The organism is Sorangium sp. So ce185 (assembly GCF_051526825.1).
GTDB lineage: Bacteria > Myxococcota_A > Polyangia > Polyangiales > Polyangiaceae > Sorangium > Sorangium cellulosum_D.
On record NZ_CP150316.1, the window covers coordinates 2,717,833 to 2,742,724 of the forward strand.

The 24,892-nt window shown below is 74.0% G+C and carries 17 protein-coding genes; 13 read left to right on the forward strand and 4 right to left on the reverse strand.

Features of this window, described 5'->3' with window-relative positions:
- Nucleotides 1-22 precede the first annotated feature (22 nt).
- Entirely contained in the window at nucleotides 23-1,486 is a 1,464-nt protein-coding gene (locus WMF26_RS10100; RefSeq protein ID WP_438000156.1) for a UdgX family uracil-DNA binding protein, read from the reverse strand.
- Nucleotides 1,483-2,730: a putative DNA modification/repair radical SAM protein gene (locus WMF26_RS10105; protein ID WP_438000157.1), complete on the reverse strand. Its 1,248-nt coding sequence runs from the start codon at nucleotides 2,728-2,730 to the stop codon at nucleotides 1,483-1,485. Before WMF26_RS10105 ends, WMF26_RS10100 begins: the two co-directional genes overlap by 4 nt.
- A 377-nt stretch (nucleotides 2,731-3,107) precedes the next feature.
- On the opposite strand from WMF26_RS10105, the gene WMF26_RS10110 reads away from it, so the two are divergent.
- Nucleotides 3,108-3,989 carry a DMT family transporter gene (locus tag WMF26_RS10110; protein ID WP_438000158.1) on the forward strand — a complete coding sequence of 294 codons (882 nt, stop codon included), beginning with the start codon at nucleotides 3,108-3,110 and terminating at the stop codon, nucleotides 3,987-3,989.
- 46 nt (nucleotides 3,990-4,035) lie between these two features.
- A complete protein-coding gene (locus tag WMF26_RS10115) occupies nucleotides 4,036-4,896 on the forward strand; it encodes a hypothetical protein (protein ID WP_438000159.1) in 861 nt (286 codons plus the stop codon).
- Nucleotides 4,897-4,945: 49 nt separating this feature from the next.
- Here WMF26_RS10115 and WMF26_RS10120 read toward each other — a convergent pair whose 3' ends face one another.
- Nucleotides 4,946-6,052, reverse strand: coding sequence for a VWA domain-containing protein (locus WMF26_RS10120; RefSeq protein ID WP_438000160.1), 1,107 nt, complete (start codon nucleotides 6,050-6,052; stop codon nucleotides 4,946-4,948).
- Between the two features lie 321 nt (nucleotides 6,053-6,373).
- On the opposite strand from WMF26_RS10120, the gene WMF26_RS10125 reads away from it, so the two are divergent.
- From WMF26_RS10125 to WMF26_RS10160, 8 genes are all read left to right on the forward strand, one after another.
- A complete protein-coding gene (locus WMF26_RS10125) occupies nucleotides 6,374-6,901 on the forward strand; it encodes a response regulator (RefSeq protein WP_020734008.1) in 528 nt (175 codons plus the stop codon).
- Nucleotides 6,901-9,159, forward strand: coding sequence for a chemotaxis protein CheA (locus WMF26_RS10130; RefSeq protein WP_020734009.1), 2,259 nt, complete (start codon nucleotides 6,901-6,903; stop codon nucleotides 9,157-9,159). The genes WMF26_RS10125 and WMF26_RS10130 overlap by 1 nt, the downstream gene beginning before the upstream one ends.
- Nucleotides 9,152-9,688 (forward strand): chemotaxis protein CheW, encoded by a 537-nt coding sequence (locus tag WMF26_RS10135; protein ID WP_020734010.1) that lies wholly within the window; start codon nucleotides 9,152-9,154, stop codon nucleotides 9,686-9,688. Before WMF26_RS10130 ends, WMF26_RS10135 begins: the two co-directional genes overlap by 8 nt.
- A 56-nt stretch (nucleotides 9,689-9,744) precedes the next feature.
- Nucleotides 9,745-10,236, forward strand: a complete 492-nt coding sequence (locus WMF26_RS10140) for a chemotaxis protein CheW (RefSeq protein ID WP_061621309.1) — start codon at nucleotides 9,745-9,747, stop codon at nucleotides 10,234-10,236.
- Complete coding sequence (locus WMF26_RS10145; protein ID WP_438000161.1) at nucleotides 10,233-12,359, forward strand: HEAT repeat domain-containing protein; 2,127 nt, start codon at nucleotides 10,233-10,235, stop codon at nucleotides 12,357-12,359. Before WMF26_RS10140 ends, WMF26_RS10145 begins: the two co-directional genes overlap by 4 nt.
- Nucleotides 12,356-13,330, forward strand: coding sequence for a CheR family methyltransferase (locus tag WMF26_RS10150; protein WP_272828168.1), 975 nt, complete (start codon nucleotides 12,356-12,358; stop codon nucleotides 13,328-13,330). Before WMF26_RS10145 ends, WMF26_RS10150 begins: the two co-directional genes overlap by 4 nt.
- 121 nt (nucleotides 13,331-13,451) lie before the next feature.
- Nucleotides 13,452-14,534, forward strand: a complete 1,083-nt coding sequence (gene cheB / locus WMF26_RS10155; protein WP_438000162.1) for a chemotaxis-specific protein-glutamate methyltransferase CheB — start codon at nucleotides 13,452-13,454, stop codon at nucleotides 14,532-14,534.
- 255 nt (nucleotides 14,535-14,789) lie between these two features.
- Entirely contained in the window at nucleotides 14,790-17,615 is a 2,826-nt protein-coding gene (locus WMF26_RS10160) for a transglycosylase SLT domain-containing protein (RefSeq protein ID WP_438000163.1), read from the forward strand.
- 81 nt (nucleotides 17,616-17,696) lie between these two features.
- Here WMF26_RS10160 and WMF26_RS10165 read toward each other — a convergent pair whose 3' ends face one another.
- On the reverse strand, nucleotides 17,697-18,038 hold the full coding sequence (locus WMF26_RS10165; protein WP_061628315.1) for a cupin domain-containing protein: 342 nt from the start codon (nucleotides 18,036-18,038) through the stop codon (nucleotides 17,697-17,699).
- 372 nt (nucleotides 18,039-18,410) lie between these two features.
- Between WMF26_RS10165 and WMF26_RS10170 the strand changes: the two genes are divergently transcribed.
- The 3 genes from WMF26_RS10170 to WMF26_RS10180 all read left to right on the forward strand — a co-directional run bounded on the left by WMF26_RS10170 (nucleotide 18,411) and on the right by WMF26_RS10180 (nucleotide 24,825).
- Entirely contained in the window at nucleotides 18,411-20,906 is a 2,496-nt protein-coding gene (locus tag WMF26_RS10170; protein WP_438000164.1) for a protein kinase domain-containing protein, read from the forward strand.
- Nucleotides 20,907-21,062: 156 nt separating this feature from the next.
- A complete protein-coding gene (locus WMF26_RS10175) occupies nucleotides 21,063-22,610 on the forward strand; it encodes a protein kinase domain-containing protein (RefSeq protein ID WP_438000165.1) in 1,548 nt (515 codons plus the stop codon).
- Between the two features lie 76 nt (nucleotides 22,611-22,686).
- Nucleotides 22,687-24,825 (forward strand): protein kinase domain-containing protein, encoded by a 2,139-nt coding sequence (locus WMF26_RS10180; protein ID WP_438000166.1) that lies wholly within the window; start codon nucleotides 22,687-22,689, stop codon nucleotides 24,823-24,825.
- The last annotated feature ends 67 nt before the right edge of the window (nucleotides 24,826-24,892 follow it).

Here is a 24,892-nt window from a genome sequence, read left to right on the forward strand (position 1 = left end):
CTCTCGACGCCCCGCAGCGCCCTTATCCGCTCCCCTGCGCTCCACCCGCCACCAAGCTCGCCGCCTTCACGAGATCCGCCTGGAAATGCGCCCGCGCCGCCGCGCGGGCCGACTCGTCGGGCATGCGCAGCAGCGCCGCCGGGTGGTACGTCGCCATCCACGCCTCGGCCCACGGCGTCTTGAAGACCTGCCCGCGGCTCTGCGTGACGCTGAATCGACCGCCGAGGAACGAGCGCGCCGCCGTCGCGCCGAGACACACGATCACGCGCGGCCGCACCGCCTCGACCTCCGCCTGAAGCCAGGCGCGACAGGCCTGGATCTCCGGGCCCACCGGCTTCGCGTGCAGACGGCGCTCGCCGCGCGGCTCCCACTTGAAGTGCTTCACCGCGTTCGTCACGTAGATGCCGCCCCGCGACAGGCCCGCTCCGGAGAGCGCTTCGTCGAGCACGCGACCCGCAGGGCCGACGAACGGCCGCCCACAGAGGTCCTCCTCGTCGCCCGGCTGCTCCCCCACCAGCATCAGCGCCGCGCCCGCCGGACCCTCGCCGAACACCGTCTGCGTCGCCCGCTCGCACAGCGCGCACGCCCGGCAGGACGCCGCCGCCTCGCGCAGCACCGGGAGCTCGCGCGCGCCGGGCACGTACGCCGCCGCCGCGCTCGCCGCCCCGCTGCGGCCCGCCTGCATCGCGTCGACGCGCGACGCCGCGTCCCGCACGAGCTCGCCCATCACCGACGTCTCGGGCAGCGTGCTCCAGTGCTTCGCCGGCATCTCCGCGCGCATCGCCCGGAGGTTCACCCGCGCCGGGTTGTAGATCGCCCGGTAATACGTGCGAAACAGCTCCTCGAGCTCGTCCTCGCGCGGCGCCGCGTCGCGCGGCAGCCCCGGGCCGTAGCGGAGCTCCGCGCCGTCCCAGTGCGCCGACTCGTCCGGCGTCAGGATCGACCACGCCATCGACGGGAAGCGCCGCTCGAAGAACGGCGCGGCGAGGCGCACGATCCGGTGATCCGGGCGGTACCACGCCACGTAGCGCTCGCCGCCGCCCGCGTCCTCGACCCGCCGGAAGCGAACGAACGCGTGCATCTTGTGGACGTCGCGCCGCACCGCCTGCTCCAGGGCGCGCAGCCTCGCCACGTCGGGATCGGCGGCGACGTCGAGCAGGTAGGGCTCGCCGTGGGTCAGGCGGAACAGCGCGCGGTAGAGCAGCGCGAACCGCCCGGGATCGCGATGGCAGGCCGCGGCGCTCGCGAGGCTCATGAACGCGGCCGGGACGCGCGGCGCCGGGGAGGACGGCGCGCCCGGCGCCGGGGAGGACGGCGCGCCCGCGGCCGGCGCGGGGAGCGCCGGGCGCGCCGCGTCGAAGAGGACGCCTTGGCCCTCCACCATGTCCTCCCAGAAGACGTCCTCCGGCGCCGCATGGCGGGCGAGCAGCGCGCGGGCGGCGTCGCGGAAAGCCTCGAACGTCGGCGGGATGGGCGCGCGGATCACTGCTCCCCGGAGCGCGCCACCTCGCGCGCCTCGAACAGCCCGAGCTGCGCCGGCGGGCGCACCCGCGCCGCGAGCCCGGCGCGGTCGAGATCCCGCGCGGCGCTGCGGTGCTCGTCGGCGGTGACCAGGAACGGCGCCGCGCGGCCAACCGGGACGCGGAGCCGGGCGAGGTCGGCCATCCGCACGGCCCGGTGGCGGCGCATCGCGAGCACGCGCTTCACCGTCCGCACCCCGAGCCCGGGCACGCGGAGGAGCGCCTCCCGGGGCGCGGTGTTCACGTCGACCGGGAAGAACTCGCGGTGCGCGATCGCCCAGGCGAGCTTCGGATCCATCGTCAGATCCAGGTTCGGCGAGGTCGCGCTCAGGAGCTCGCCCGCGGAGAAGCCGTAGAACCGGATCAGCCAGTCCGCCTCGTACAGCCGGTGCTCGCGCGCGAGCGGCGGGGACTCGGCCGGGAGCCGGGCGTCCGCATGCGGGATCGGGCTGAACGCCGAGTAGTAGACGCGCCGGAGCCCGTGCGCCGTGTACAGCCGCGAGGCGGTGGCGAGGATCTCCTGGTCGCTCGTCGGCGTCGCGCCCACGATCATCTGCGTGCTGTGCCCCGCGGGCGCGAACGCGGGCCTGCGTGGGCTCGGGTCGTCGCGCGCCTCGGCGATCTTCGCGTGGATCTCCGCCATGGCGGCCTCGATGGCCGGCATCGTCTTCTCGGGCGCGAGCGCCGCGAGATCCCGCTGCGTCGGCAGCTCGACGTTGACGCTGAGGCGATCGGCGTACCGCCCCGCCACGTCGAGGAGCTCGGGAGAGACGCCCGGCGCCGCCTTCAGGTGGATGTAGCCGCCGAACCGGTGCTCCTCGCGCAGCGATCGGGCGACGGCCACGAGCTGCTCCATCGTATAGTCGGGGCTCTTGAGGACTCCCGAGCTCAGGAACAGCCCTTCGATGTAGTTCCGCCGGTAGAAGTCGAGGGTGAGCGCGACCACCTCTTTGGGCGAAAAGCTCGCGCGCTCGACGTCGCTGGACAGGCGGTTCACGCAATACTGGCAATCGTAGATGCAGACGTTCGTCAGCAGGATTTTGAGCAGCGACACGCAGCGGCCGTCCGGCGTGTAGCTGTGGCAGATGCCCATGCCCTCCGTGCTGCCGATCCCCTGCGGCAGGGCGGGGCGGCTGGAGCCGCTGCTGGCGCACGAGGCATCGTATTTGGCGGCGTCCGCGAGGATCGCGAGCTTTCGCTTGAGCTCCATGAACCGAACCAACCTTGGGTGCTCTGTTCACCTTGGCAAGGCCCGCAGGGCAGCGCCGCGGACCGGAGACGGCGAGGCGCGCGGGCAAGCTGCGCCTGATCGTCGCGCCCGTCGCGCGCGGACCGCCTCTTCGCCGGATGAGGCGTGATGCGCGGTGATGGGTTGATGGGCCTGCTCGTCTCTCGCCTGCTCGCCGCGCACAGGCAGCCTCGGCGGTAGCAGCAACGTCGGTCCCGGCGGCGGCGGCCTCGGCGGCGGAAGGGCAGCGTCCGCGAGATCGTGCCCTGAGCTGCGGCCGGTCGCGCGGGCGGCGCTCGCGACGCCGCTCGCCTGAGCATCTGGCCGATGGTTCGGGTAGGCTCGGCGCCCTCGTCCGCATGGTCCGTTCTCGACTGATGATCCTCGCCGCCGCGGTCCTCTGGTCCACCGGAGGAGCCGCCATCAAGCTGATCTCCCTCGACGGGTGGCAGATCATCGCGGGCCGCGCGCTCATCGCGGCGCTGACCTTGGGCCTGGTCATGCCGGGGGCGCGTCGCTGGCCGTCGCGGCGCGCGCTCGGCGCCGCGGCGCTCTACGCCGTCACGATGGTGCTGTTCGTGCTGGCCACCAAGCTGACGACGGCGGCGAACGCGATCTTCCTGCAGTCCACTTCGCCCGTGTACGTCCTCCTGCTCAGCCCCCGGCTGCTCGGGGAGCGACCCTCTCGCAACGAGAAGCTCGCCGTCCCCGTGTTCCTCCTGGGCCTCGGGCTCTTTTTCGTGGACCAGCTCTCGGCGGGACAGCTCCTCGGCAACGCCCTGGCGCTCCTCTCCGGGCTCGCGTGCGGGTTGTGCCTTATGAGCTTCCGTGCGCTCCCGGACGACCACGCCGCGGTGCTCGTCTCGGGCAACCTCCTCGCGTGCCTCTGCGCGCTCCCAATGGCGCTGGCCGGCGCCGCCCGCCCGGGGCTGGTCGACCTCGGGCTCCTGATGTTCCTGGGCGCGGTCCAGATCGGCCTGTCGTACGCCCTGTTCAGCCGCGGCGTGCGTCACACGCCGGCGGTCGAGGCCTCGCTGCTGGCGCTGGTGGAGCCGGTGCTCAACCCCATCTGGGCGCTCCTCCTCGTCGGGGAGCGCCCCGGGTTTTGGTCGACCGCGGGCGGCGCCATCATCCTCGGCGCCACCGTGTGGCGGACCCTGCAGGTGGCCCGCGCCGCGCCCCCGAGGCCGCCGCTGCCGAGCCAGGATCCTGCGCGACGCCAGGATGGCGCAAAATGGTAATCCGACGAGCCTTTACCATGCGCGCGGCTTCGACGATCTTGATGCGATGAACCTGCGTCTTCTTTCAGCTTTGACCCTTGCGATCGCGCTCCCTGCATCCGGGTGCTCGGACGCCGGCTCCGATCCCGGCGACTCCGGCGCCGGCGCCGGCGCCGGTCACGGGGGCGCCGGCGGCGACGGCGAGGGCGGTCCCGGCGAGATCGCCGGCGGCGGCGGGGGGACCGGGCTCTCGAGCGCGGTGAGCGTGATCATCACGGCCGACAACGCGTATGGCTTCGGCTACGGGACCGGCGACACGCTCCTGAGCTATTTCGGAGGCATCGAGAACAACCTCGCCGCGGAAATCTTCTCCTGTCCCATCGGCCACGGGCCCGAGTCGTACACCGTGCCGTCGGAGTCCGCGAACGCCGGGCACTACCTCTACATCATCACGTACGCCGACAAGCTCACGACACAGGGCGTGATCGGCCAGTTCTTCCGCGAGGGGGCCGAGCCCGTCTTCACCGGCAACGGCGGGTGGGAGGTCTGCGCGACGGGCGAGGACTACGACCTCGGCTCGCACGGGCCGACGCTGGAGACCATCAACCAGCAGCTCGCGAGCTGCAACCGCGGCGACCTCGACCCGCAGACGAGCAGCGCCGGCTGGGTGACGACCGAGGCGTCCGCGCGCGGCCACGTCGTGTTCGGCGAAGCGAACGACACCGCACGCGAGATCCCGGAGCCCGGCAACGAGTTTCCCGTCGTCTGCGGCATCGACGAGGAGGCTCGGTGGATGTGGTACGAGTGGGAGCCGGACCGCAGCGCCGGCAGCCCGTTCCTGTGGCCCAGCGGCAGCGCCGGCAACGTCACCAAGGACTTCTTGATCTTCCGCCTCGGCGCCGAGCTGATCCCCGACGTGCCGCGCTAGCGGCGCTCGGGCGCCGCGCCGCGGCCGCGGAGGGCGGCCGCGACGCCCGTCACTTCGCCTCGACCTTCACGTTGGCGTTCGCCTTGAAGCTCGCCTTCGCGCCCGCGCCCCCGTTTCCATCGTCCACGGGCGAGGTCGCCTTCAGATCGAACGACGGCGGCGTGTTGGGGTCGCACTCCGGCGGCGGGCCGAAGCCGTCGGCGTTGAACTTCCACGCGACCGACCCCGAGGCCGACGGATCCTTCCGGATCGCCTTGATCTCCACCTCGTGCTCCCCCGCGCGCGCCGGCGTGCAGTACGAGAGCAGGTAGAAGCGCTTCATGTGCGCCTCGATCTTCGCCGCGATCTTGTCGAACGACTCCTTGACCTTGGCCTGGTCCGCCGCGAGCTCGGTCCCGTCGCGCCCGATCTCGTCGAGCCGCGCCTTCTCGATCTCGGCGCCGACGCCGACGACGAAGATCTGGTAGGTCTCGTAGTCTTCCTTGTCGAGCTCCTTCATCATGTCCTCGCGGCTCACGCGGTTCGCGCGATCCGTGCCGTCCGAGAAGACGACGAGCGTGCCGAACTTGAGCGGCCGCCGGTCCTTGTCGAGCTGCTTCTTGAGCTCCCGGATGCCCTCGACCACGCCGCCGTGGAGGTTGGTCGACGTGTCCTTGGGCTTGTAGCTCCGGAGCCCCTCGAGGCCACCCTGGACCGAGCCCTGCGCCTCGGTGAACGGGACGACGGAGTGGATCTTTGCCTCGCCGTCGAACGCGTAGACGCCGACCTTCTGGCTCTTGCCGACCCGATCGCTGAACGACTGCGCGGCGTCGACGAGGGCGTCGGCCTGGCCGGACTCGGTGATGCTGCCGCTCATGTCGACGAGCAGCATCGTGTACATGACCGCCGCGACCTCGGGGTTCTGGATGGTCTGCTTGCTCTCGAACGTCGAGACGAGGTCGCCGTCCTCGTAGATCTCGAAGTCGCTGGCCGTGAGGCCGCCCACCGGCTCGTCCTCGCCGGCGTCGACGCTGAAGAACACCCAGACGTTGTTCGGCTTCTTCTGGGCGGAGTTGATCCGGGTTACCCGCAGCCCGCCGCCGCAGGCCACGCTCGAGAGCGCGAACAGGGCGGCGAGCAGGATCCGGAACGCTGGAGAACAAAGGAGGATTTTCACGCGCGCGATTAGCGCGCATCGGACGCCGCGCTGTCAATTCGCTGCCGTAGCCGACCGACGGGCGGCCGGCGCGACGGCCGGGCGCGGCCGCGCCGCGGGCAGGGCGGCGCCCTCCCTCCCCAGAGGCTCCTCGGAGACCCAGCCCGGCGGCCGCCGCGCGGGGCCGCCGGGAGGCTTCCCGGAAGCGCTCGCGCCGGTTTACACCGGGAAGGAGTCCGCCGTACATAGCCGGCGCGCCGTCGAAGCGCGCGCGCCGCCGCCGGACCGTCAGCGTCAGCGAGTTGCTCCTCCCCGGCGGATTTCCGTTACCCTGTCGCCGACATGGCACGCATCCTGATCGTCGAGGACTCGCCGGCAATGCGAGCGTACGTACGCTCGACGCTCGAGGACTGCGTGCTCGGGCTCGCGGGCGACGTCGACATCGTCGAGGCGATGAACGGCTTCGACGCGCTCCGGCTCCTGCCGCGCGGCGCGTTCGACCTCGTCATCACCGACATCAACATGCCCGACATCAACGGGCTCGAGCTCATCCGCTTCGTCCGGCAGAGCGACCGCTACCGCCGCGTCGGCATCCTCATCATCTCGACGCAGGCGGCCGAGCGCGACATCCAGCGCGGGCTCCGCCTCGGCGCCGATCGCTTCCTCCCGAAGCCGTTCACGCCCGAGGCGCTGCGCGACGCGGTGGTCGCCTGCCTCGACGGGCGGCCCCAGCTCGCCGAGCCCGATGGCTCGCCGCCGGCCGATCGCGAGGGCGGCGCCGAGGACGGCGGAGCCCCGCCGGCCGCCCGCGCCCCGGAGCCGGTGACCCGCACGAAGCAGCCCGGCTCCGGCGAGGAAGGCGGCGGCTGATGGTCGACAGCGGCGATCGAGCGCGAGAAGAGTTCTTCTCGGAAGCGCAGGAGATCGTCGAGGGGCTCGGGCGCGACCTCCTCGCGCTCGACGAGGCGGTGCGGACCAACAAGGTCGACCCCGACGTCATCAACGACGTCTTCCGCGCCGTGCACACCCTGAAGGGGCTCGCCGGGCTCTTCGGCGCGACCCGGATGGCCACGCTGTCGCACGAGCTCGAGGAGCTGCTCGACAACCTGCGCCTCGGCCGCATCGAGATCAGCGCGTCCGTCCTCGATCTCCTGTTCCGCAGCGTCGAGCTCTACGGGCGCATCCTCCAGAACGAGAAGGACGGGCGCGACGCGCCCATGCCCGAGGTCGACGACCTCCTGCGCCAGCTCCACCAGGACGCCGGCCCGAGCGCGGCCGGCCTCCCGGACGACAACTACGACCTCGATCCGGGGCTGCTCTCCGTGCTCACCGAGTACGAGGAGCACCGGCTGCGCACGAACATCGCGAGCGGGATGACCCTGTTCCGGCTCCGCGTGCAGTTCCACCTCGCCACGATCGACCAGGCCCTCGACGACCTGAAGATCACCGCGAAGCCGTACGGCGAGATCATCACCTACCTGCCGACCGGCGCGGGCGCGGACCAGGACTCGATCGAGCTCGACATCCTGATGGCGTCGCGCGCGCCGCTCGAGGAGCTCCAGCGCGCCCTGCACCAGGCCGGCGCCGCGGTCGAGGAGATCCCGCGGCGCAACAACAACGGGCACGGCCGCGTCGCCCCGCCGGGCATGCCGTCGATGTCCGCGGCGCTGCGCGGCGGCGCGCCGACGGGCGTGTCGCGGGCCGTCGACCTGACCGGCTCGATGCAGGCGAGCCCGCCGTCGAGCGCGCGCGGCGGGCGCAAGGGGGAGCTCAGCTCCATCCGCTCCGTCGCCCAGACGGTGCGGGTCGACATCCACAAGCTCGACCGGCTGATGAACATCGTCGGCGAGCTCGCCCTCGTCCGATCGGCGCTCGGCCGCCTCGTCGAGCGGCTCCGCGCGGCGCCGACCGAGCGCGAGCTCTCCCTCGACCTCCACCGGCTCCAGCGCACGTTCGACCGGCACCTCGCCGCCATGCAGGCGGGCATCCTCGAGGTCCGGATGGTCCCGCTCGGGCAGGTGTTCGACAAGCTCGCCCGCGTCGTGCGCCAGATCAGCCGCGACGCCGACAAGCTCGTGAACCTCGTCATCACGGGCGCCGAGACCGAGGTCGACAAGCTCATCGTCGAGGAGCTCAGCGACCCGCTCATGCACATGATGCGCAACGCCATCGACCACGGCATCGAGTCGAAGAGCATGCGCGAGGCGGTGGGCAAGCCGGCGGTCGGCACGATCGCGCTGAACGCCTTTCAGAAGGGCAACCACGTCGTCATCGAGATCGAGGACGACGGCAAGGGCATCGACGTCGACAAGCTGCTCGACGCCGCCCTGCGCCGCGGGGTGATGACCCCGGAGGACGCGCGCACCACGAGCTACCGCGAGGTCCTGAACCTCATCTTCCAGCCGGGCATCTCGACCAAGACCGACGTGAGCGAGATCTCGGGGCGCGGCGTCGGGATGGACGTCGTGAAGACGAACATCAGCAAGCTCGGCGGCGTCATCGACGTGCACAGCGAGCCCGGCATCGGCACCAAGATGACGGTGACGCTGCCGATCACGCTGGCGATCATCAGCGCGCTCATCGTCCGGGTCGCCGACCGGCTCTTCGCGATCCCGCTCACGAACGTGCAGGAGGCGGTCGCGCTCGACGAGAGCACGGTGCGCCAGATCGACGGCCGCGAGATGATCACGCTGCGCAACAGCACGCTCCAGCTCTGCTACCTCGCGCGGCTCTTCGGCCTGAACGAGGAGGAGGAGCTCAGCGCGCGCATCGCCGGCCTGCTCGGCGGGGCGCGCGGCGGCTCGGCGGCGCGGGCCGCCGTGTCCGGCGGGCGCCGCGGCGACGGCCGCGCGACGCTCGGGCTGCAGGGGGGCAGCAAGCGCAAGTACATCGTGGTCGCGTCGGTCGGCGCGCGCCGGCTCGGGCTCGTCGTGAGCACGCTCATCGGCCAGCAGGACGTCGTCATCAAGGCGCTCGGCCCGTCGCTCTCGTCGGTGCGCGGCTTCTCCGGCGCCACCGAGCTCGGCGACCAGCGCATCGCGCTCGTCCTCGACGCCCCGGCGCTCATCGAGGAGATCCTCCACGGCGGCGACAGGCAGCGCAACGATCCGCGGAGCACCCATGGCTAACCTCTCCCGAAGGCCCGCCCGGATACCCGTCTCGAAGAGGAACCCGCGCGCGCAGGCGAGCGGCCCGCGGACCGAGTACCTCGCGTTCACGCTCGCGGGCGACACCTACGCCGCGCCCGTCTCGCTCGTGCGCGAGATCCTGAAGCCGCCCCCGCTCACGCCGGTGCCGCGCGCGCCGGACTCGACGATGGGCATCGTCAGCGTGCGCGGGCAGCTCGTGACCGTCATCGATCTGCGGCGGCGGATGCGGCTGCACGAGGGCGCGCCGCAGCGGCGGGCGCGCATCCTGCTCGTCGACGCGGCGAACGGCGAGACGCTCGGCCTCTTCGTCGACGAGGTCCAGCAGGTCTACCGGCTCGCCGACGCCGAGATCGAGCACGCCGCGACGGCGCTCGGGGGCGACGTCGCGGGCTACATCGCCGGCATCGCCCGGCCCATGCACGGGGCGAGCGCGTCGGACGGCACCCAGGGCGAGGCGCAGCCGCGCGTCATCATCCTGCTCGACCTGCAGGCCATACTCGCGTCCTAACGGACGAATCGTCCGCGCCCGGGCGGCTCGTAGAGCCCGGGCGCTCGGAGGCTCAGATGCCGTTGACTGGAGAGCGCAGCCGTCCCGACCCGCACAAGAGCCTCGTCGGCTTTGTGGTCGGCGACGTGCAGTACGCGATCGACATCACGCGGGTGCGCGAGATCGTGAATCCGCTCGAGGTGACCACGCTGCCGCACACGCCCCCGGAGGTCGCCGGCGTCGCGAACCACCGCGGCGAGGTGGTTCCGGTGATCGAGCTCCGCGTGCGGTTCGGGCTGCCTCCGGTCGAGCCGAGCCGCAGCACCAAGTGGATCCTGGTCGACGTGGGGACGCACACGGTGGGGCTCGTCGTCGACGCCGTGACCGAGGTCTTCGGGACGAGCGGCGACTACCGGCCGACGCCGCCGGTGGGCGGCAGCAGCGACCTGCGCGGCATCGTCGGGGTGACGACCCACGACGAGCGGATGATCTTCGTGCTCGACGTCGGGCGCTTCGTCGAGCTCGCGCTCGCGCTCGCCGCGTCGGGCGCGCTCCTGGAGGCGCCGTGAGCCGCGCGTTCGACGATCTCGGCCCGTACGGGGGCCCGCGCGTGAGCGACGCGGGCCCGTGGCCGACCGAGCCCGAGTCCATCTCGCCCAGCGTGCGCAGCACGCCGATGCCGATCGCGGCGATCGCCACGGCGCTCGCCGCGGACGACGCCGAGGAGCGCCGCCAGGCGGCCGCGCGGCTCGGCCGGGCCGACGTCGCGGAGGCGCTGCCGCTCCTCATGCGCGCGCTCGGGGATCCCGACTGGCGCGTCCGCAAGGAGGCGACCTACGCCTGCCACCGGCTGATCCAGGCCTCGTCGCCGCCGGCCGCCGAGGGCGAGCGGCCCGCTGCGCCGCCGGCCGGCGCCGAGGGCGAGCGGCCGTCCGCCGCGCAGGTCCTCGTCGGCGCGCTCCTCGACGCGCTGCGGACCAGCGACGACGTGGGCCTCAGGAACGCGGCCATCGAGGTGCTCGGCTACTGCGGCCGCGACGCCACGCCGGCGCTCGTCGGCGCGCTCGCCGAGCTCAAGGGCGACGAGCGCAAGCTCGTGCTCGACGCGCTCGGCCGCACGCGCGACCCGGCGGCGCTCGACGCGCTCTACGCGGCGCTCGCCGAGAAGGACGACAACCTGCGCCAGAGCGCGATCGAGGCGATCGCCGGGATGGGGCTCATCGCGCGCGAGCGGGTGACGGACATCCTGTACGAGCGGCTCGGCGATCGGGATCGCTTCGTGCGGCTCACCGCGCTGAACGGGCTGAACGGCCTCGAGGCGCCGGTGCCGTGGCGGGTGCTGTCGCAGCTCATCGACGACCCGATCCTCCGCCCTGCGGCGCTGGTCGCCGCGGCGCTCGCGGAGAGCCCGGAGGCGCCGCGGGCGCTCGTCGCGGCGCTCGCGACGGCGCGCGGCGGCGCGTTCGCGCAGCTCGTCCGGGCGCTCGCGCGGCTCGTCGAGGGGCCGCTCGCGTCGCACGCGGTCGACGCGCTGCGGGCCGCCCCGCAGGAGGTGGGCGCCCGCCTCGTGCAGGCCGCCGCCGCCTCGCCGGGCGCGGGCGCCGCGGAGCCCCCGTCGTGGCGCGGCCTCGGCGCCGATCCGGTGAGCGGGCGCGCGCAGGCGCTCGTGCTCGCGGCGATGGCGCGCGCGCCGGGCGCGGCCGACGCCGCGGTGCAGGCGATGATCGAGCCCGCGCTCGTCGAGACGGCGCAGCGCGCGCTCGGGCTGCTCGGCGGGGAGGCGCTGCCCGCGGTGCTCGCCTACCTCGAGCGGCACATCGATCCCGATCCGGATCTCTGGGAGGGCCTCGACGACGCGACGGCCGCGCTCATCGACGGCGCCGTGGCGATCGCGGAGCAGCGCGGGCGCGAGGGCGCGCCGGCGCAGCCGCCGCAGCCGCCGCAGCCGCCGCAGCCCACCGCCGACCCGACGCTCGACGAGCTGCTCGGCGCGGTGCGGAGGTCGGTCAAGAGCCCGTCGACGCTCGTGGCGACCAGCGCGCTCTACGGCCTCGCGAAGATCGGGACCGCGGACGATTTCCCGCTCGTCGTCTCGCAGACGCGCGCGATCTCGCTGCCGGTCGCGCGCGCGGCGGAGAGCGCGCTCGCGGGGCTCTCGGAGCGGTACCCCGAGTCGGCGCGCGCGCTCGCGCGCCGGCTGATGCAGGCGGGGGAGACCCACCTCGCGGCGGCGATCGTGATCGAGGCGCTCGGCACGGCGGACCAGGAGGAGATCGCGTTCCTCACGGGCGTCGCGTCGGTCGGGGACGTGCGCGCGCGGCGCGCGGCCGTGACCGCGGTCGCGGCGGCGGCGGGCGTCTCGGCGCTCGAGGTGCTGAGCCTCTCGCTGGCGGACGAGGAGCGGGAGGTCCGGCTCGCGGCGGCGCGCGCGCTCGGCCGGCTGTACGCGTCGCTCTCGGATCGCGCGGGCGACGAGCGGGCGCGCGCCCGCGAGCTGCTCTCGCTGGTGCGCGCGTCGGGGGAGCCGGAGCTCGTCGCGGCGGCGGCGCAGGGGGGCGCGCCGTTCCGCTCGGATCCCCCGTGGGGCGAGGCCGGGGACCGGCTGAGCGCGCCCGTCTCGATCGATGGCGGCGAGGGCCCGGTGTCCACCTCGGGGATGTCCGGCGGGCCGCCGTCGGGGAAGGTGCTGTGAACCGGCGGCGGGACGACGAGATCCGCCTCTTGCCTGACGAGTTCCAGAGGCTGCGGGACCTGTTCAACAAGCACTGCGGGCTCCAGTTCGGGCCCGAGGCGCGCACGTCCATGGAGCGGCGGCTCCGCGAGCGGGTGGTGGTGCTCGGGCTCTCGTCGTTCGCGCAGTACCACGAGTACCTGCGCTCCCACAGCCGCGGGCGCGCCGAGCTCGACGAGGCGCTCGAGCTCATCACGGTCAACGAGACGTATTTCTTCCGCGAGGACTACCAGCTGCGCGCGCTCATGACCGAGATCGTGCCGATGATCGTCAAGGCCGGGGGCGCCAAGGGCCGGCTGTCCATCTGGAGCGCGGGCTGCTCGACGGGCGAGGAGGTCTACTCGATCGCGATCGCGGCGCGGGAGTCGGGCGCCGCGGATCGCCGCGAGGTGCGCGTCTTCGGCAGCGACATCTCGCGCCGGTGCGTGGTCGCCGCGCGCAAGGGGGTCTACGGCGCCTCGTCGTTCCGCGTGACGCCGCCCGAGCTGAAGCGGCGCTACTTCACGGAGCGGCCGGACGGGTTCCACGTGGTGGACGAGCTGCGCGCGCTCTGCCAGTTCGGCCACCTCAACCTGCTCGACTCGTCGCGCGCGGCGGTGGTCGGGCGGGTGGACGTCATCTTCTGCCGCAACGTGCTCATCTACCTGGACGAGGAGTCGCGGCGCCGGGTGATCGACATCTTCTACGAGCGCCTCTCGCCGGGCGGGTTCCTCTTGCTCGGCCACTCCGAGTCGCTCCTGAACGTCACGACCGCCTTCGAGATCGTGCACCTGCGAGAGGATCTCGTGTACCGCAAGCCGGCGGCGACGATGCGCCTCGGGCTCGCGGAGCTCTTTCCGGAGCGGGGGGGCGGCGAGCGGGGCGGCGGCGAGTGGGGGGGTGGTGAGCGCGGGGGCGGCGAGTGGGGGGGCGGTGAGCCGGGGGGGCGGTGAGTGGGAGAACGGTGAGCGTGGCGGATGAGACGCCGACGAAGTCGAGGCTGCACGGGCGACGGGTGGTCCCATGGCGCTCCTGGTGGGGTAGAATGAACCTCCGGCGGAAGGTTTTGCGCTCATGACATTCGCTCCCCTGCGCGTGCTCGTCGTCGACGACTCCGCGTACAACCGGCGCAACATCGCCGAGATCTTGAGCGGAAGCGACGAGATCGAGGTCGTGGGCAAGGCCGGAGACGGCGACGACGCGCTCCGTCAGGCGGCCCAGCTGAGGCCGGACGCGATCACGCTGGACCTCGAGATGCCGCGCATGGATGGCTTCACCTTCCTCCGCATCCTGATGGCGAGGCAGCCCACGCCGGTCATCATCGTCTCGAGCTACAGCCACAAGGAGAACGTCTTCAAGGCGCTCGAGCTCGGCGCCGTGGACTTCGTGGCGAAGCCGGACCGGCAGTTCACGGCGGACGCGCAGATCCGCAAGGAGATCATCCAGAAGGTCCTGCTCGTGCGCTACCTCCGCCCCCGGTCGCCGATGCCGGCGGCCTCGGCTCCGGCGCGGGCGTCGCAGCCTGCGCTGCAGCGCCCGGTGCAGGAGTCGTCGCGGCTCGGGGTCTCGCTGCGCCACCTCGTCGCGGTCGGCTCGTCGACCGGCGGGCCCACGGCGCTCCTGGAGATCTTCAACCGCATCCCGGATCGCTTCCCCGGCGCGATCTTCATCGCGCAGCACATGCCGGACAAGTTCACCCGCACGTTCGCGGAGCGGCTCGATCGGAAGGGCGGGCTCCGGGTGGTCGAGGCGCAGAACGGCGATCAGGTGGTGGCCCGCAAGGCTTACGTGTGTCCAGGGCGGATGTGCATGGAGATTGCGGTGACGCCGGGCAGCGGGGTGGGGTTGAGCGGCGACATCCGGATCCGGGTGGGGGCGCCGGCGCCTGGCGATCGGTACGTGCCGAGCGCGGACCGGCTGTTCCGGAGCGTGGCGCAGGTGGGCGGCAGCCGCGCGGTGGGCATCATCCTGACGGGGATGGGGGACGACGGGGTGAACGGCGCGCGGGCGATCCGCGCGGCCGGGGGCACGGTGGTGGCCGAGAGCGAGGACTCGGCGGTGGTCTACGGCATGCCCGGGGCCGCGGTGCGCGCGGGGGTCGTGAACGAGAGCCTGCCCTTCACGGCGATCGGCGACTTCATCGCGCTGCTCTCCTAGCGCTGCTGCGGGAAGTCAGCCGGATCCGCAGAAGAACCGCCATCGCGGTTCGCATCCTCTGTGCCTCTGTAGTTTGAAATCTCTCTCTTCATCACACCTCCGCCGGTGCGATGTGCGCCAGCCCTCTGTGTCGTGGACGGTTCGCGGCCGTTCCGCCTGACTGCCAAAGTTGACCCCTCGGGCGCATCGTGAGACAGGTCGGGCGCTGACATGCGGATCCGACGCGCCGCACGCAGGCTTGTCTGTCTTGGCTGGATGGCCGCCCTCTCGGGCGTCGCTCTCGACGGCCTCGCCGCGCCCCCGGAGGCCGCGGCGGCCGAGCCGGCCAAGGTCGAGGCGAAGCGGGATGCGGCGGCCGACGGCAAGGCGGATCGGCCGGAGGCGAAGAAGGCTGGCGCGGCGGAGGCCACGCCGGAGAAGCCCGCGCCGGCCAGGTCCGCCGCCGCGTCGAGCGGCAAGGGCGGCGCGAAGCGCGTGGCCGCCAAGGCGCCGGCCAAGCCGGCGGCGCGATCGAAGGCGCCGAAGAAGGGCGCGACAAAGATCACGCGCAAGCCGGGGGAGCCCGGCGCGCCGGACGAGGCCGCTCGCCGGGTCATCGCGGGCACCGCGGCGCCGGCGGGGGCGAGCGTCGCCGAGTCGCCCGAGCTCCGCACGATGCGCGAGATCGACCAGGCCCTGTTCCCCGGCGCGACCCCGAGCGCCGGGCCCGCGTGGCCGGTCGACGGCACGCTCCTGCTCGGCGCGGGCGAGCCGCGCCTCGAGGCGTCCGGCCTGCCGCCCTCGGGGCTGTCCGTGGCGCCGCCGCAGGCCGAGGAGACCCGCGACATCTCCTGGCTGCGGCAGCTCGAGCTGCCCGAGATCCCGGTCCGCTGGGACGGCCGGGTCGTGCGCTACCTCGAGTACTACAAGGACGACCCGCGCGGCCGCTCCGCCGTGGTCTCCTGGATCAAGAAGAGCGGCCGCTACGGCGCCGCCATCCGCCGCGTCCTCCGCGAGCAGGGGCTCCCGGAGGACCTGCTCTGGCTCTCGCTCGTCGAGAGCGGCTTCGACCCGACCATCCACTCGCCGGCCGGCGCGGCCGGCCTCTGGCAGTTCATGCCCGAGGGCGCGCGCATCTACGGCCTCACCGTCGATCGATGGGTCGACGAGCGCCTGGATCCGGAGCGCTCCACCCTCGCCGCGGCGCGGTACCTCTCGGATCTGCGGCGGCGCTTCGGCGGCTGGGAGCTCGCGTTCGCGGCCTACAACATGGGGTACGGCGGGCTGCTCGCGTCGATCCGGAAGTACAACACGAACGACTTCTGGGAGCTGTCGCGGCTCGAGGCGGGGATGCCGCTCGAGACGGCGCTCTACGTGCCGAAGATCCTCGCGATCGCGATCGTGGCGCGGAACCTGAAGGTGTTCGGCTGCGACGAGGTCGAGCTCGATCCGGCGGTGACGTTCGACAAGATCTCTCTCGGGTCCGGGGTGTCGCTGCAGTCGGTGGCGTCCGCGGTCGGGGCGGGGGCGCCGGAGATCGAGGCGTTGAACCCGCAGCTCGTGGCGAAGCGCACGCCGCCGTTGCCGGTGGACGCGAAGGAGCAGGCGCGCTGGGAGGTCCGGGTGCCTGCGGGGGCGGGGGCGCGCGCGGCCAAGGCGATGCCGAAGCTCCTGGAGCGCGAGCCGAAGCTCGAGCGCTACCTGGTCCGCTGGGGCGAGTCGCTCGACGACATCGCGACGTTCCGCGGGACGACGCGGTGGACGCTGCAGACGCTGAACGGCCTGCGGGCCGGCGAGCCGGTGCGCCCGGGGACGCTCCTGTTCGTCCCGGCGGCGGAGGGCGTGGGCGTGGCGGCGGCGGAGCACCTGCTCGCGAACGGCGCGCCGCTGTCGTCGGACGCGAAGCCGGTCGTGGTGGTCCCGGCGCAGCGCTTCTCGTACGAGGGGCGCCGGCGCGTCTTCTACCGCGTGGTCGCGGGCGACGCGATCCGGGATCTCGCGGCGGTGCTGTCGGTGACGCCCGACGAGATCTGCCGCTGGAACACGCTCTCGCCCGGGGCGTCGCTGCACGAGGGGATGACGCTCCAGCTGTTCGTCCCGAGGTCGCAGCGCTACGACGGGGTGTTCCTGCTCGACGAGGCGGACGCGCGCATCCTCCCGGTCGGCTCGGAGGAGTTCTTCGCGCACTTCGAGGGGCTGAAGGGGCGCAAGCGCATCGAGATCGCGGTGCGGGAGGGCGACACGTTCAGCAAGCTCGCGACCCGCTACGGCCTCAGCGTCGGCAGCCTGGAGCGGATCAACCAGCGCTCGAGGCGGAGCCCGCTGATGCCCGGGGATCGGCTCGTGGTGTACGTGCCGACCTCGCTGCCGGACGATCCGCCGCCGGTCGAGCCGCGCGAGCCGCGCGAGGACGAGGTCCGCGTGGCGTCGGCCCAGGCGGCCGGCGCGGTGGACGACGGCGACAAGGCCGCGGCCGCCGAGCCGGTGAAGCCGGCGACGGCCGCCGCGGCCACGGCCGCCGGGGAGGAGGGCCGCAAGGCGGCCGTCGCCAAGGACGGGAGCAGCGCCAAGGACGGGAGCAGCGCGCCGGCAGGCGCTGCGGCGGGTGCGGGCGAGACGAAGCTGGCGCGGGCCGAGAAGGCCGAGGCAGGCGAGACGAAGCTGGCGCGGGCCGAGAAGGCCGAGGCGGGCGAGACGAAGCCGGCGAAGGGCGAGGGAGCGGCGGCGGGCGCGGGCGAGACGAAGCCGGCGAAGGGCGAGGAGGCGGCGGCGGGCGCGGGCGAGACGAAGCCGGCGCGGGCCGAGAAGGCCGAGGCGGGCGAGACGAAGCCGGCGAAGCGCGAGGGGGCGGCGGCGGGCGCGGGCGAGACGAAGCCGGCGCGGGCCGAGAAGGCCGAGGCGGGCGAGACGAAGCCGGCGAAGCGCGAGGGGGCGGCGGCGGGCGCGGGCGATCAGGCCGGAGCGGCGCCGGAGGAGAAGAAGACCGCCGAGGGCGAAACGAAGCCGGCGCCGGGCGGCGCGGACGAGAAGAAGCCGGCAGGGCGCGCCAAGGGCGCGCAGGACCGGGAGAAGCCCGCGGCCGGCGCCGGCACCGCGCTCTGAGGCGCGCCGCCCGGCGGCCCGGGTGAGCTCGTCCCGGGCACGACGGCCAGCGCCGCGGTCAGGCCCCGCCGGTGGGCCTCCTCATGTCTCGTCGCGTCCGTGGACGCTGGCCGGCGGGCTCGTCGCTTCCACCGCCGTGAACGGTTCGATGATCTTGTAAGAATGCGATGCGCCTTTAGGGACCGTCCAGGAGTCGCCCGGCTCCAGGCGCACCATCTGCCCCTCGAGGTGCAGCTCGGCTCGCCCCTCGATGACGAACCCCACGGTCTCGTAATCGCGCACGGTCGGCGGTTTGGCGTCGCCCGGCGGCTCGCGCTCCCAGAGTCGCATCGAGACCTGGATTCCGGAGGCCAGGTATTTTTGGCCCATCTGGCCTCTCGGGGAGCGGCCGGAGGAGACCTTCATGATGGTTGTATCGCCCATGTGCGCCTCGCTTTCCTCGCGTCGTTCGCCGGGTTTTGCAGCGAGCGTGGGCGCGATCGTGGGTCCGAGCCTGACACGCGCGAATCGGGCTTCTCCCGCTTTCCTGGTCGGTCGTTCGTCGTCCGTCCCGCGCTGCAGAGAACGTATCGCGGCGGGGAGAACTGCTGTAAGATGCCCCGCTCAGGAGGCGCGTCCCGTGGACCTGGGAATCGGATGTTACGTCGCGCGGGAGCAGGCGCGTGAGGGAACGGACGGCGCGAGCGCTGGGCGGGGGCGCCGGACGGGGGCCGCGGCTCGCCTCGCCCCGCTGGCCGCGTCCGTCCGGGCGTGCTCCGTGACGGCGGGGCGCGCCGCGCTGCTGGAAAGTCGCTGATGTCATCGCCGAAGAGCTCGACGCTGCTCGCCTCCGGCGTGCTGATCGACAAGAAGTACCGGCTCGTGCGCCAGATCGGCGAGGGGGCCATGGGCGTCGTCTGGTCGGCGGTCAACGTGGCGACCTCCCGCGAGGTGGCGCTGAAGCTGATCCACCGCCCCGAGGCCGAGTTCCGGCTGCGGCTGCAGCGCGAGGCGCGCAACAGCGGGGCGCTGCGGCACCGGAACGTCATCGACATCTACGACATGGGCGAGACCGAGGCCGGGGAGCCGTTCCTCGTGATGCAGCTGCTCACGGGGGAGACCGTGGCCGAGCTGCTCGCGCGGCGCCGCCGGCTCGATCCGCCGGTGGCGGCGTCGATCGGGCGCGACGTGGCGCGCGGCCTCGCGGCGGCGCACGCGATGCACATCATCCACCGCGACCTGAAGCCGGCGAACATCTTCCTGCACCGCGAGCCGGACATGGACGAGCCGGTGGTGAAGGTGCTCGATTTCGGCGTCGCGAAGAACCTCTCGGTCAACGACGGCCTGCACACGGTGCAGGGCGGCGCGGTGGGGTCGCCGCTCTACATGAGCCCGGAGCAGGTGCGGGCGGAGCCGAACGTCGATCACCGCGCCGACATCTGGGCGCTCGGCGTGGTGCTGTTCGAGATGTTGACCGGCATGCGGCCGTTCCAGGGGGACGCGCAGGCGGTGTTCATGGGGATCCTGACCGGCGAGATCCCCACCGTGTCCAAGTACCTGCGGCGGGTGGACCAGGGGCTCGTCGATCTGATCGCGCGCTGCATGCGGCGGGACCGCGCGGACCGGATCGCCTCCGCGGCGGAGGTCGCGGCGCAGCTCGATCGGTACGCGGCGCGGGGCGCCGGCGCCGGCATGGACGCGGCGCTGCGGCAGACGTCGCCGGAGGAGCAGGGGCTGCTTCCGGGCGAGGCCACGGACGGCGGCTGGCAGGGGGCGCAGGCCGGCGCCGCGCAACCCGGGTCGGTGGCGCAACCCGGGTCGGTGGCGCAACCCGGGTCGGTGGCGCAACCCGGGTCGGTGGCGCAACCTCGGTCGGTGGCGCAACCCGGGTCGGTGGCGCAACCTCGGCTGGCGACGCAGCCCGGGCTGGGGGGCGCCGACGCGGGCGCGGGAGCGCTGCCGCTGGCGCTGCTCGGCGGCGGGCCGCGGGCTCCGATCCCGGTGCAGGAGCCGCCGGGGGCGGGCGCGCCACCGTCGCTGGGCCCTGGGCAGGCGGCCGCCGGGCAGGCGGCAAGCGCGAGCCCGGATGCGGGACAGGCGGGGGTCGCGTCGCCTCGGCGCGCCGGGAGCTCGGGCCAGCACATTGCCGCGGCGTCGGCGGGGCGCGCGCTGTGGGAAGAGGACGTGGCGACCCTGCCGCTCGGGCGAGGGAGCGCGGAGGCGGCCGGCGCCGGCAGGCCGCGCGCGGGCTCGGGGCAGCACCCGGCGGCGGGACACCCCGCGGCTGCGCTGCTGACGCCGCTCCCCACGGCGGCGTCAGGGCCGTCTCACGCGAGCGCTGCGCAGCCCGCGCCGGCGCACCCCGTGCCGGGGGCGATCCCGGAGCGCGGTCCCTGGGGGATGACGGTGCGCATGGCCTCGCCGCCGACGCCGGAGGGGACGGCGGGGCCGGGGGGCTTCGGCGCTGCCGGCGCGCAGGCCTCCGGCAGCGCCAGCGCGTCGTCGAGCCGGATCCCGGAGTCGACGGTGAAGCTCGCGTCGGAGCCGGGCGCGAGCGCCTCCGACTCCAGGCCGGGCGCGACCACCGGCACGGGCGTGCCGCAGCAGGGGGCGAGCTCGTCGACGACCCCGCTCGTCTCGAACCACCCGTCGGTCCATCAGACCGGGGCGCACCCGGCCCAGGGCGCCCAGGAGCCAGCGCTGCAGGGCGACGAGCAAAAGCGCAAGCGGACGGCCGCGACGCTGGCGATCGCGGCTGCCGCGCTGTCGCTGATCCTCGTGGGGATGCTGATCGCGCTGCGATCGCAGGAGCCGGCGCCCGCCGCGCCGGCGCCGTCCGAGAGCGCGGTGCTGCCCGAGATCACCTCGGGACGGGACGAGGGGACGCCGCCCGAGGGCGGCGGCGTTCGTACGCGGGACGACCGGCTCCCGGAGCAGCCCGCGGGGCTGCCGCCAGGCTCCGCGACGGCACCGCCGCCCGAGCCGACGGCGGCGCCGAGCGCCGGTCCGGCGAGCAGCGCTGGGCCGGCGAGCAGCGCTGCGCCGGCGGCGAGCGGCAACGCCGGGACGGCGGCGGGCACCGGCACGGCGGGCGCTGGCAGCGCGACAAGGGTCGGCGCCGGAGCGACGGGCACCGGCGCGGGCGCCGCGGCGGGGGCCACCGCGCCGGCGACGCCGAGCAGCGCGAAGCCGCGCACCGGAGGGAGCTCGCCTCCGACCGGGACGGCGCAGACCGCCAAACCGCCCTCGAATCCGTGCGCTGGTCTCAAGTTCATGGAGAAGCAAAAGTGCGAGGCGAGGTTCAAGAAATAGGCGTTCTGTTCCCCGGTCACGCGCCGCGTCTCCCGCGCTGACGCCGCGGCCGCGCCGGCGCGCCCCCGTTCTTGACCGTGTGCTGTCTCACCTGCGACAATTCCCCGAAGAGCGCCTGCGACCTGCCCCCGCGTCGTCCCTAACGCGAGCCCATCCATGCCATCTCCCTCGCCTCCCGGCGGCCCGCCGCCAGGTACGCTCGTTCGCGGCAAGTACCGGCTGCTCCGTCAGATCGGCGAGGGGGCCATGGGGGTCGTCTGGGCCGCGCACAACGAGGCCACCTCGCGCGAGGTCGCGCTCAAGCTGCTCGTGCGGCCCGACCCGGAGCTCCGCGTCCGGCTCCTCCGGGAGGCGCGGGCCTGCGGCGCGGTGAGCCACCGGAACATCGTCGATATCTACGATGCGGACGAGACCGAGGAGGGCGATCCGTTCCTCGTCATGCCCTTGCTCTCGGGCGAGACGCTCTCGTCCTTGCTCAAGCGCAAGCGAAAGCTGGACGTCCCCGAGGCCGCGCGCATCGGGCGCGACATCGCGCGCGGCCTCGCCGCGGCGCACGAGCGCGGCATCATCCACAGGGACCTGAAGCCGTCCAACATCTTCCTTCACACCGACCCTGGCGAGAGCAACTACGTCGTCAAGATACTCGACTTCGGCGTGAGCAAGTTCCCCACGGGGGCTGATCAGATCCGCACCGCGACAGGCATCCTCATCGGCTCGCCCGCCTACATGAGCCCGGAGCAGGTGCGCGCGCAGGGCGAGCTCGATACGCGCGCGGACCTCTGGGCGCTCGGGGTGGTGATGTTCGAGATGCTCACCAGCCGGCGGCCGATCCAGGGCAGGGCGCACGAGCTCCTGAGGAACGTGCTCCAGGGCGAGATCCCCACGGTCTCCCAGATCGTCTGGCAGATCGACCCCGGGCTCGACGCCCTCGTGGCGCAGTGTCTCCAGCGCGAGCGCGAGCGGCGGCCGCGCTCGGCGGCGGAGGTGGCGGCGGCGCTCGAGCCGTTCGTCACGCCGCCTCCGCGGCCGCGCAGCGCCTCGTCGCCGGGCTCGTCGCCGGATCTTCGGTACGACGTGCTGCAGCAGCCGGGGCGAGGGCCGTGGGGCGGGGCGGCGCCCGGGCCGATGCCGGCGACCGCGACGCCGCTTCCGGCGTCGGTGGCGTCTCTGCAGGTCCCGCACGGGCACGGCGGCGCGCCGCCGCCGGCGACGTCGGCGCGAGGGGCGGGCGCGTCGCCGATGCCGCTGCCACGAGGGGCGGGCGCGTCGCTGACGCCGCTGCCGCGAGGGGCGGGCGCGTCGCCGACGCCTCCGGCGAACGGGAGCCCGGCGGCGCCGGCGCCTCGGCCGCCGATGTCGAGCCATTCCCTGCTGGGGGAGCACGGGACCATCAAGCTCTCACCGGCGGCGGCGGACGTTCATCGGCAGGCGCTCGTCGCCGCGCAGGCGCGTCCTGCCGGTGCCATCGCGCCGCAGCCGGCGCCGGCGCCGACGCCGGGGGGCGGCACCGTGCCGCTGGAGACGCTCCGCATGCCGGAGCGATCGCCGCCCGCGGTGGCTCGCCCGGCGGCGGTGTGGATCGCCCTGGCGGTGCTCGCCGCGGTGGTCCTCGTGGGGATCGGCATGGCCGCGGGGTACCTGCTGTTGCGCGCCGGGGCGGAGACCCCCGAAGGTCGCGGTGGCGCGCGTGTTACCTCGTGGTGACGCCCTTTCGTTCCGTGGTACGTCACGATACCTTGCGCGCTCCGCTGCTGCGCCCCGAACAACCCTGTTGAGCTCGATGTCCAAGTCCTTCACGCACATCGCTGCCGGCCTGGTGATCGCCGAGAAGTACAAGCTGGTGAGGAGGCTCGGCGAGGGCTCCATGGGGGTGGTGTGGGCTGCGCTCAACCTGTCCACGTCGCGCGAGGTGGCGCTGAAGCTGATCCACCGGCCGGATCCCGAGCTCCGGCGGCGGCTCCAGCGCGAGGGGCGGAACGGCGGGGCGCTGCGGCACGGCAACGTCATCGACATGTACGACATGGGCGAGACCGAGTTCGGCGAGCCGTTCCTCGTGATGCAGCTGCTCACGGGAGAGACGCTCGCGGAGCTGCTCCAGCGCAGGCGCCGGCTCGACGCGGACGTGGCCGCGGCGATCGGGCGCGACGTGGCGCGGGGCCTCGCCGCGGTGCACGCGGCGCACATCGTCCACCGCGATCTGAAGCCGGCGAACATCTTCCTGCACCGCGAGCCGGACACGGACGAGCCGGTGGTGAAGGTGCTCGATTTCGGCGTCGCGAAGAACCTCGCCACGAACGACGGCATCCGCACGGCGACCGGCGGCGCGGTGGGGTCGCCGCTCTACATGAGCCCGGAGCAGGTGAAGGCCGATCCGACCGTCGATCACCGCGCCGACATCTGGGCGCTCGGCGTGGTGCTGTTCGAGATGCTGACCGGCACGCGGCCGTTCCAGGGGGACGCGAGGGCGGTCTTCACCGGGATCTTGACCGGCGAAATCCCCAAGATTTCCAGGTACTTGCGGCGAGTGGATCCGGGGCTCGTGGAGCTCGTCGCGCGGTGCATGGCGCGCCACCGGGACGAGCGGATCGGGTCGGCGGCGGAGCTGGCGGAGCTCCTCGACGGGTACACGGCCGCGGGCGCGAGGTCGGGCGGGAGGGCGGGCGCCGCCGTGGGGAGCGGGGGTGGAGGCGGCGTCGCGGCGCCGGAGATGCCGGCGGGGCTGGGGTCGAGCGTGGCGCCGGTATCGCCGCCGGTGCTCGGGGCGAGCGCGGCGCCGGCGGGGATGCCGGCGGGGCTGGGGGCGAGCGCGGCGCCGGCGGGGGTGCCCGCGGCGCTGGGGTCGAGCGTGGTGCCGGCGGGGTTGCCCGCGGCGCTGGGGGCGAGCGTGGTGCCGGCGGGGGCGCTGGGGGCGAGCGTGGCGCCGGCGGGGCTGGGGTCGAGCGTGGTGCCGGCGGGGTTGCCCGCGGCGCTGGGGGCGAGCGCGGCGCCGGCGCGGTTGCCGCCGCTGCCAGGCGCGAGCGGTGCGGCCGAGCCGGTGTGGAACGCCGAGCTGACCCAGAAGCTCGATCCGGAGGTCATGGTGGGCGCGGACGCGGGAGCGGGCGCCTCGCCGACGTGGGGTCAGGACGAGCCGGGGAGAGCGGGGAGATCGACGCCCGCGCCGGGTCCGGAGGCGGGGCGGGCGGCAGCGCAGCCGTCGCCGTGGGCAGCGCGCGCGACGCCGCCGCCGATGCCGCCGCCGGAGCCGAAGCGGCGCCCGGGGAGGATCCAGGTCCCCGGCGCGATCCTGGCGCTGGTGGCTGCCTTTGGCGCTGGCCTCGTGGGCGCGGTGCTCTTCTTCGCCCTGCGCGGGTCCGCGGGTGACAGCGAGGTGTCCGCAGGGCCGGACGCGTCGATGGAGGCCGGCGGCGAGCGCGAGAGCGTCGAGAGCAGCGTCGCCCGACCGGCCGAGACGCTGGCTGCGCCGGCGGCGTCCGCGCCCCAGGCTCCGGCGGCGGCGGAGCCGAGCGAGGGCGACACGGATGCGGGCGTGGCGAGCAGCGCGGAGCCGGCGCAGGCGGACGCATCGTCGCCACCGGCGCCGAGCGCGCCGGCCGCAGCGGCGACGGCGGCGGCGGCCGGCGCGGCAGCGGCGCCTGCGGCAGCGGCGCCTGCGACGGCAGCGCCGGTCAAGGCGGCGCCAGCGGCGGCAGCGCCGGCCAAGGCGGCGCCAGCGGCGGCGTCGCCTGCGTTGCGGCTCGCCGCTGCCGCGCAACCCGGGGGCAAGGCTCCCGTGAAAACGCCCGCGCCGGCGGCTACGGCGCAGCAGCAGCCCGCCGCCAAGCGGCCCAAGGTCGATCCGTGCGCGGGGAAGACCGGGTTCATGCGGACCAACTGCCTGCGGGAGAACGAGCGGAAGCGGGATCCATACGCCCCCTGAGCGGCCTCGGCGGCCAGGGCCCGGGTTCCGCGATTCCGGTCGCGCGGGAGCGATGGTAAGCCCGCGC

Excerpts from the sequence above, each read along its gene's own strand:
- WMF26_RS10135 (WP_020734010.1), top strand. The coding sequence starts at position 9,152 with ATGGCTAACCTCTCCCGAAGGCCCGCCCGGATACCCGTCTCGAAGAGG.
- WMF26_RS10180 (WP_438000166.1), top strand. The coding sequence starts at position 22,687 with ATGTCCAAGTCCTTCACGCACATCGCTGCCGGCCTGGTGATCGCCGAG.
- WMF26_RS10105 (WP_438000157.1), bottom strand. The coding sequence starts at position 2,730 with ATGGAGCTCAAGCGAAAGCTCGCGATCCTCGCGGACGCCGCCAAATAC.
- WMF26_RS10140 (WP_061621309.1), top strand. The coding sequence starts at position 9,745 with ATGCCGTTGACTGGAGAGCGCAGCCGTCCCGACCCGCACAAGAGCCTC.
- WMF26_RS10110 (WP_438000158.1), top strand. The coding sequence starts at position 3,108 with ATGGTCCGTTCTCGACTGATGATCCTCGCCGCCGCGGTCCTCTGGTCC.
- WMF26_RS10130 (WP_020734009.1), top strand. The coding sequence starts at position 6,901 with ATGGTCGACAGCGGCGATCGAGCGCGAGAAGAGTTCTTCTCGGAAGCG.
- WMF26_RS10160 (WP_438000163.1), top strand. The coding sequence starts at position 14,790 with ATGGCCGCCCTCTCGGGCGTCGCTCTCGACGGCCTCGCCGCGCCCCCG.
- WMF26_RS10175 (WP_438000165.1), top strand. The coding sequence starts at position 21,063 with ATGCCATCTCCCTCGCCTCCCGGCGGCCCGCCGCCAGGTACGCTCGTT.
- WMF26_RS10125 (WP_020734008.1), top strand. The coding sequence starts at position 6,374 with ATGGCACGCATCCTGATCGTCGAGGACTCGCCGGCAATGCGAGCGTAC.
- WMF26_RS10170 (WP_438000164.1), top strand. The coding sequence starts at position 18,411 with ATGTCATCGCCGAAGAGCTCGACGCTGCTCGCCTCCGGCGTGCTGATC.
- WMF26_RS10165 (WP_061628315.1), bottom strand. The coding sequence starts at position 18,038 with ATGGGCGATACAACCATCATGAAGGTCTCCTCCGGCCGCTCCCCGAGA.
- cheB (WP_438000162.1), top strand. The coding sequence starts at position 13,452 with ATGACATTCGCTCCCCTGCGCGTGCTCGTCGTCGACGACTCCGCGTAC.
- WMF26_RS10115 (WP_438000159.1), top strand. The coding sequence starts at position 4,036 with ATGAACCTGCGTCTTCTTTCAGCTTTGACCCTTGCGATCGCGCTCCCT.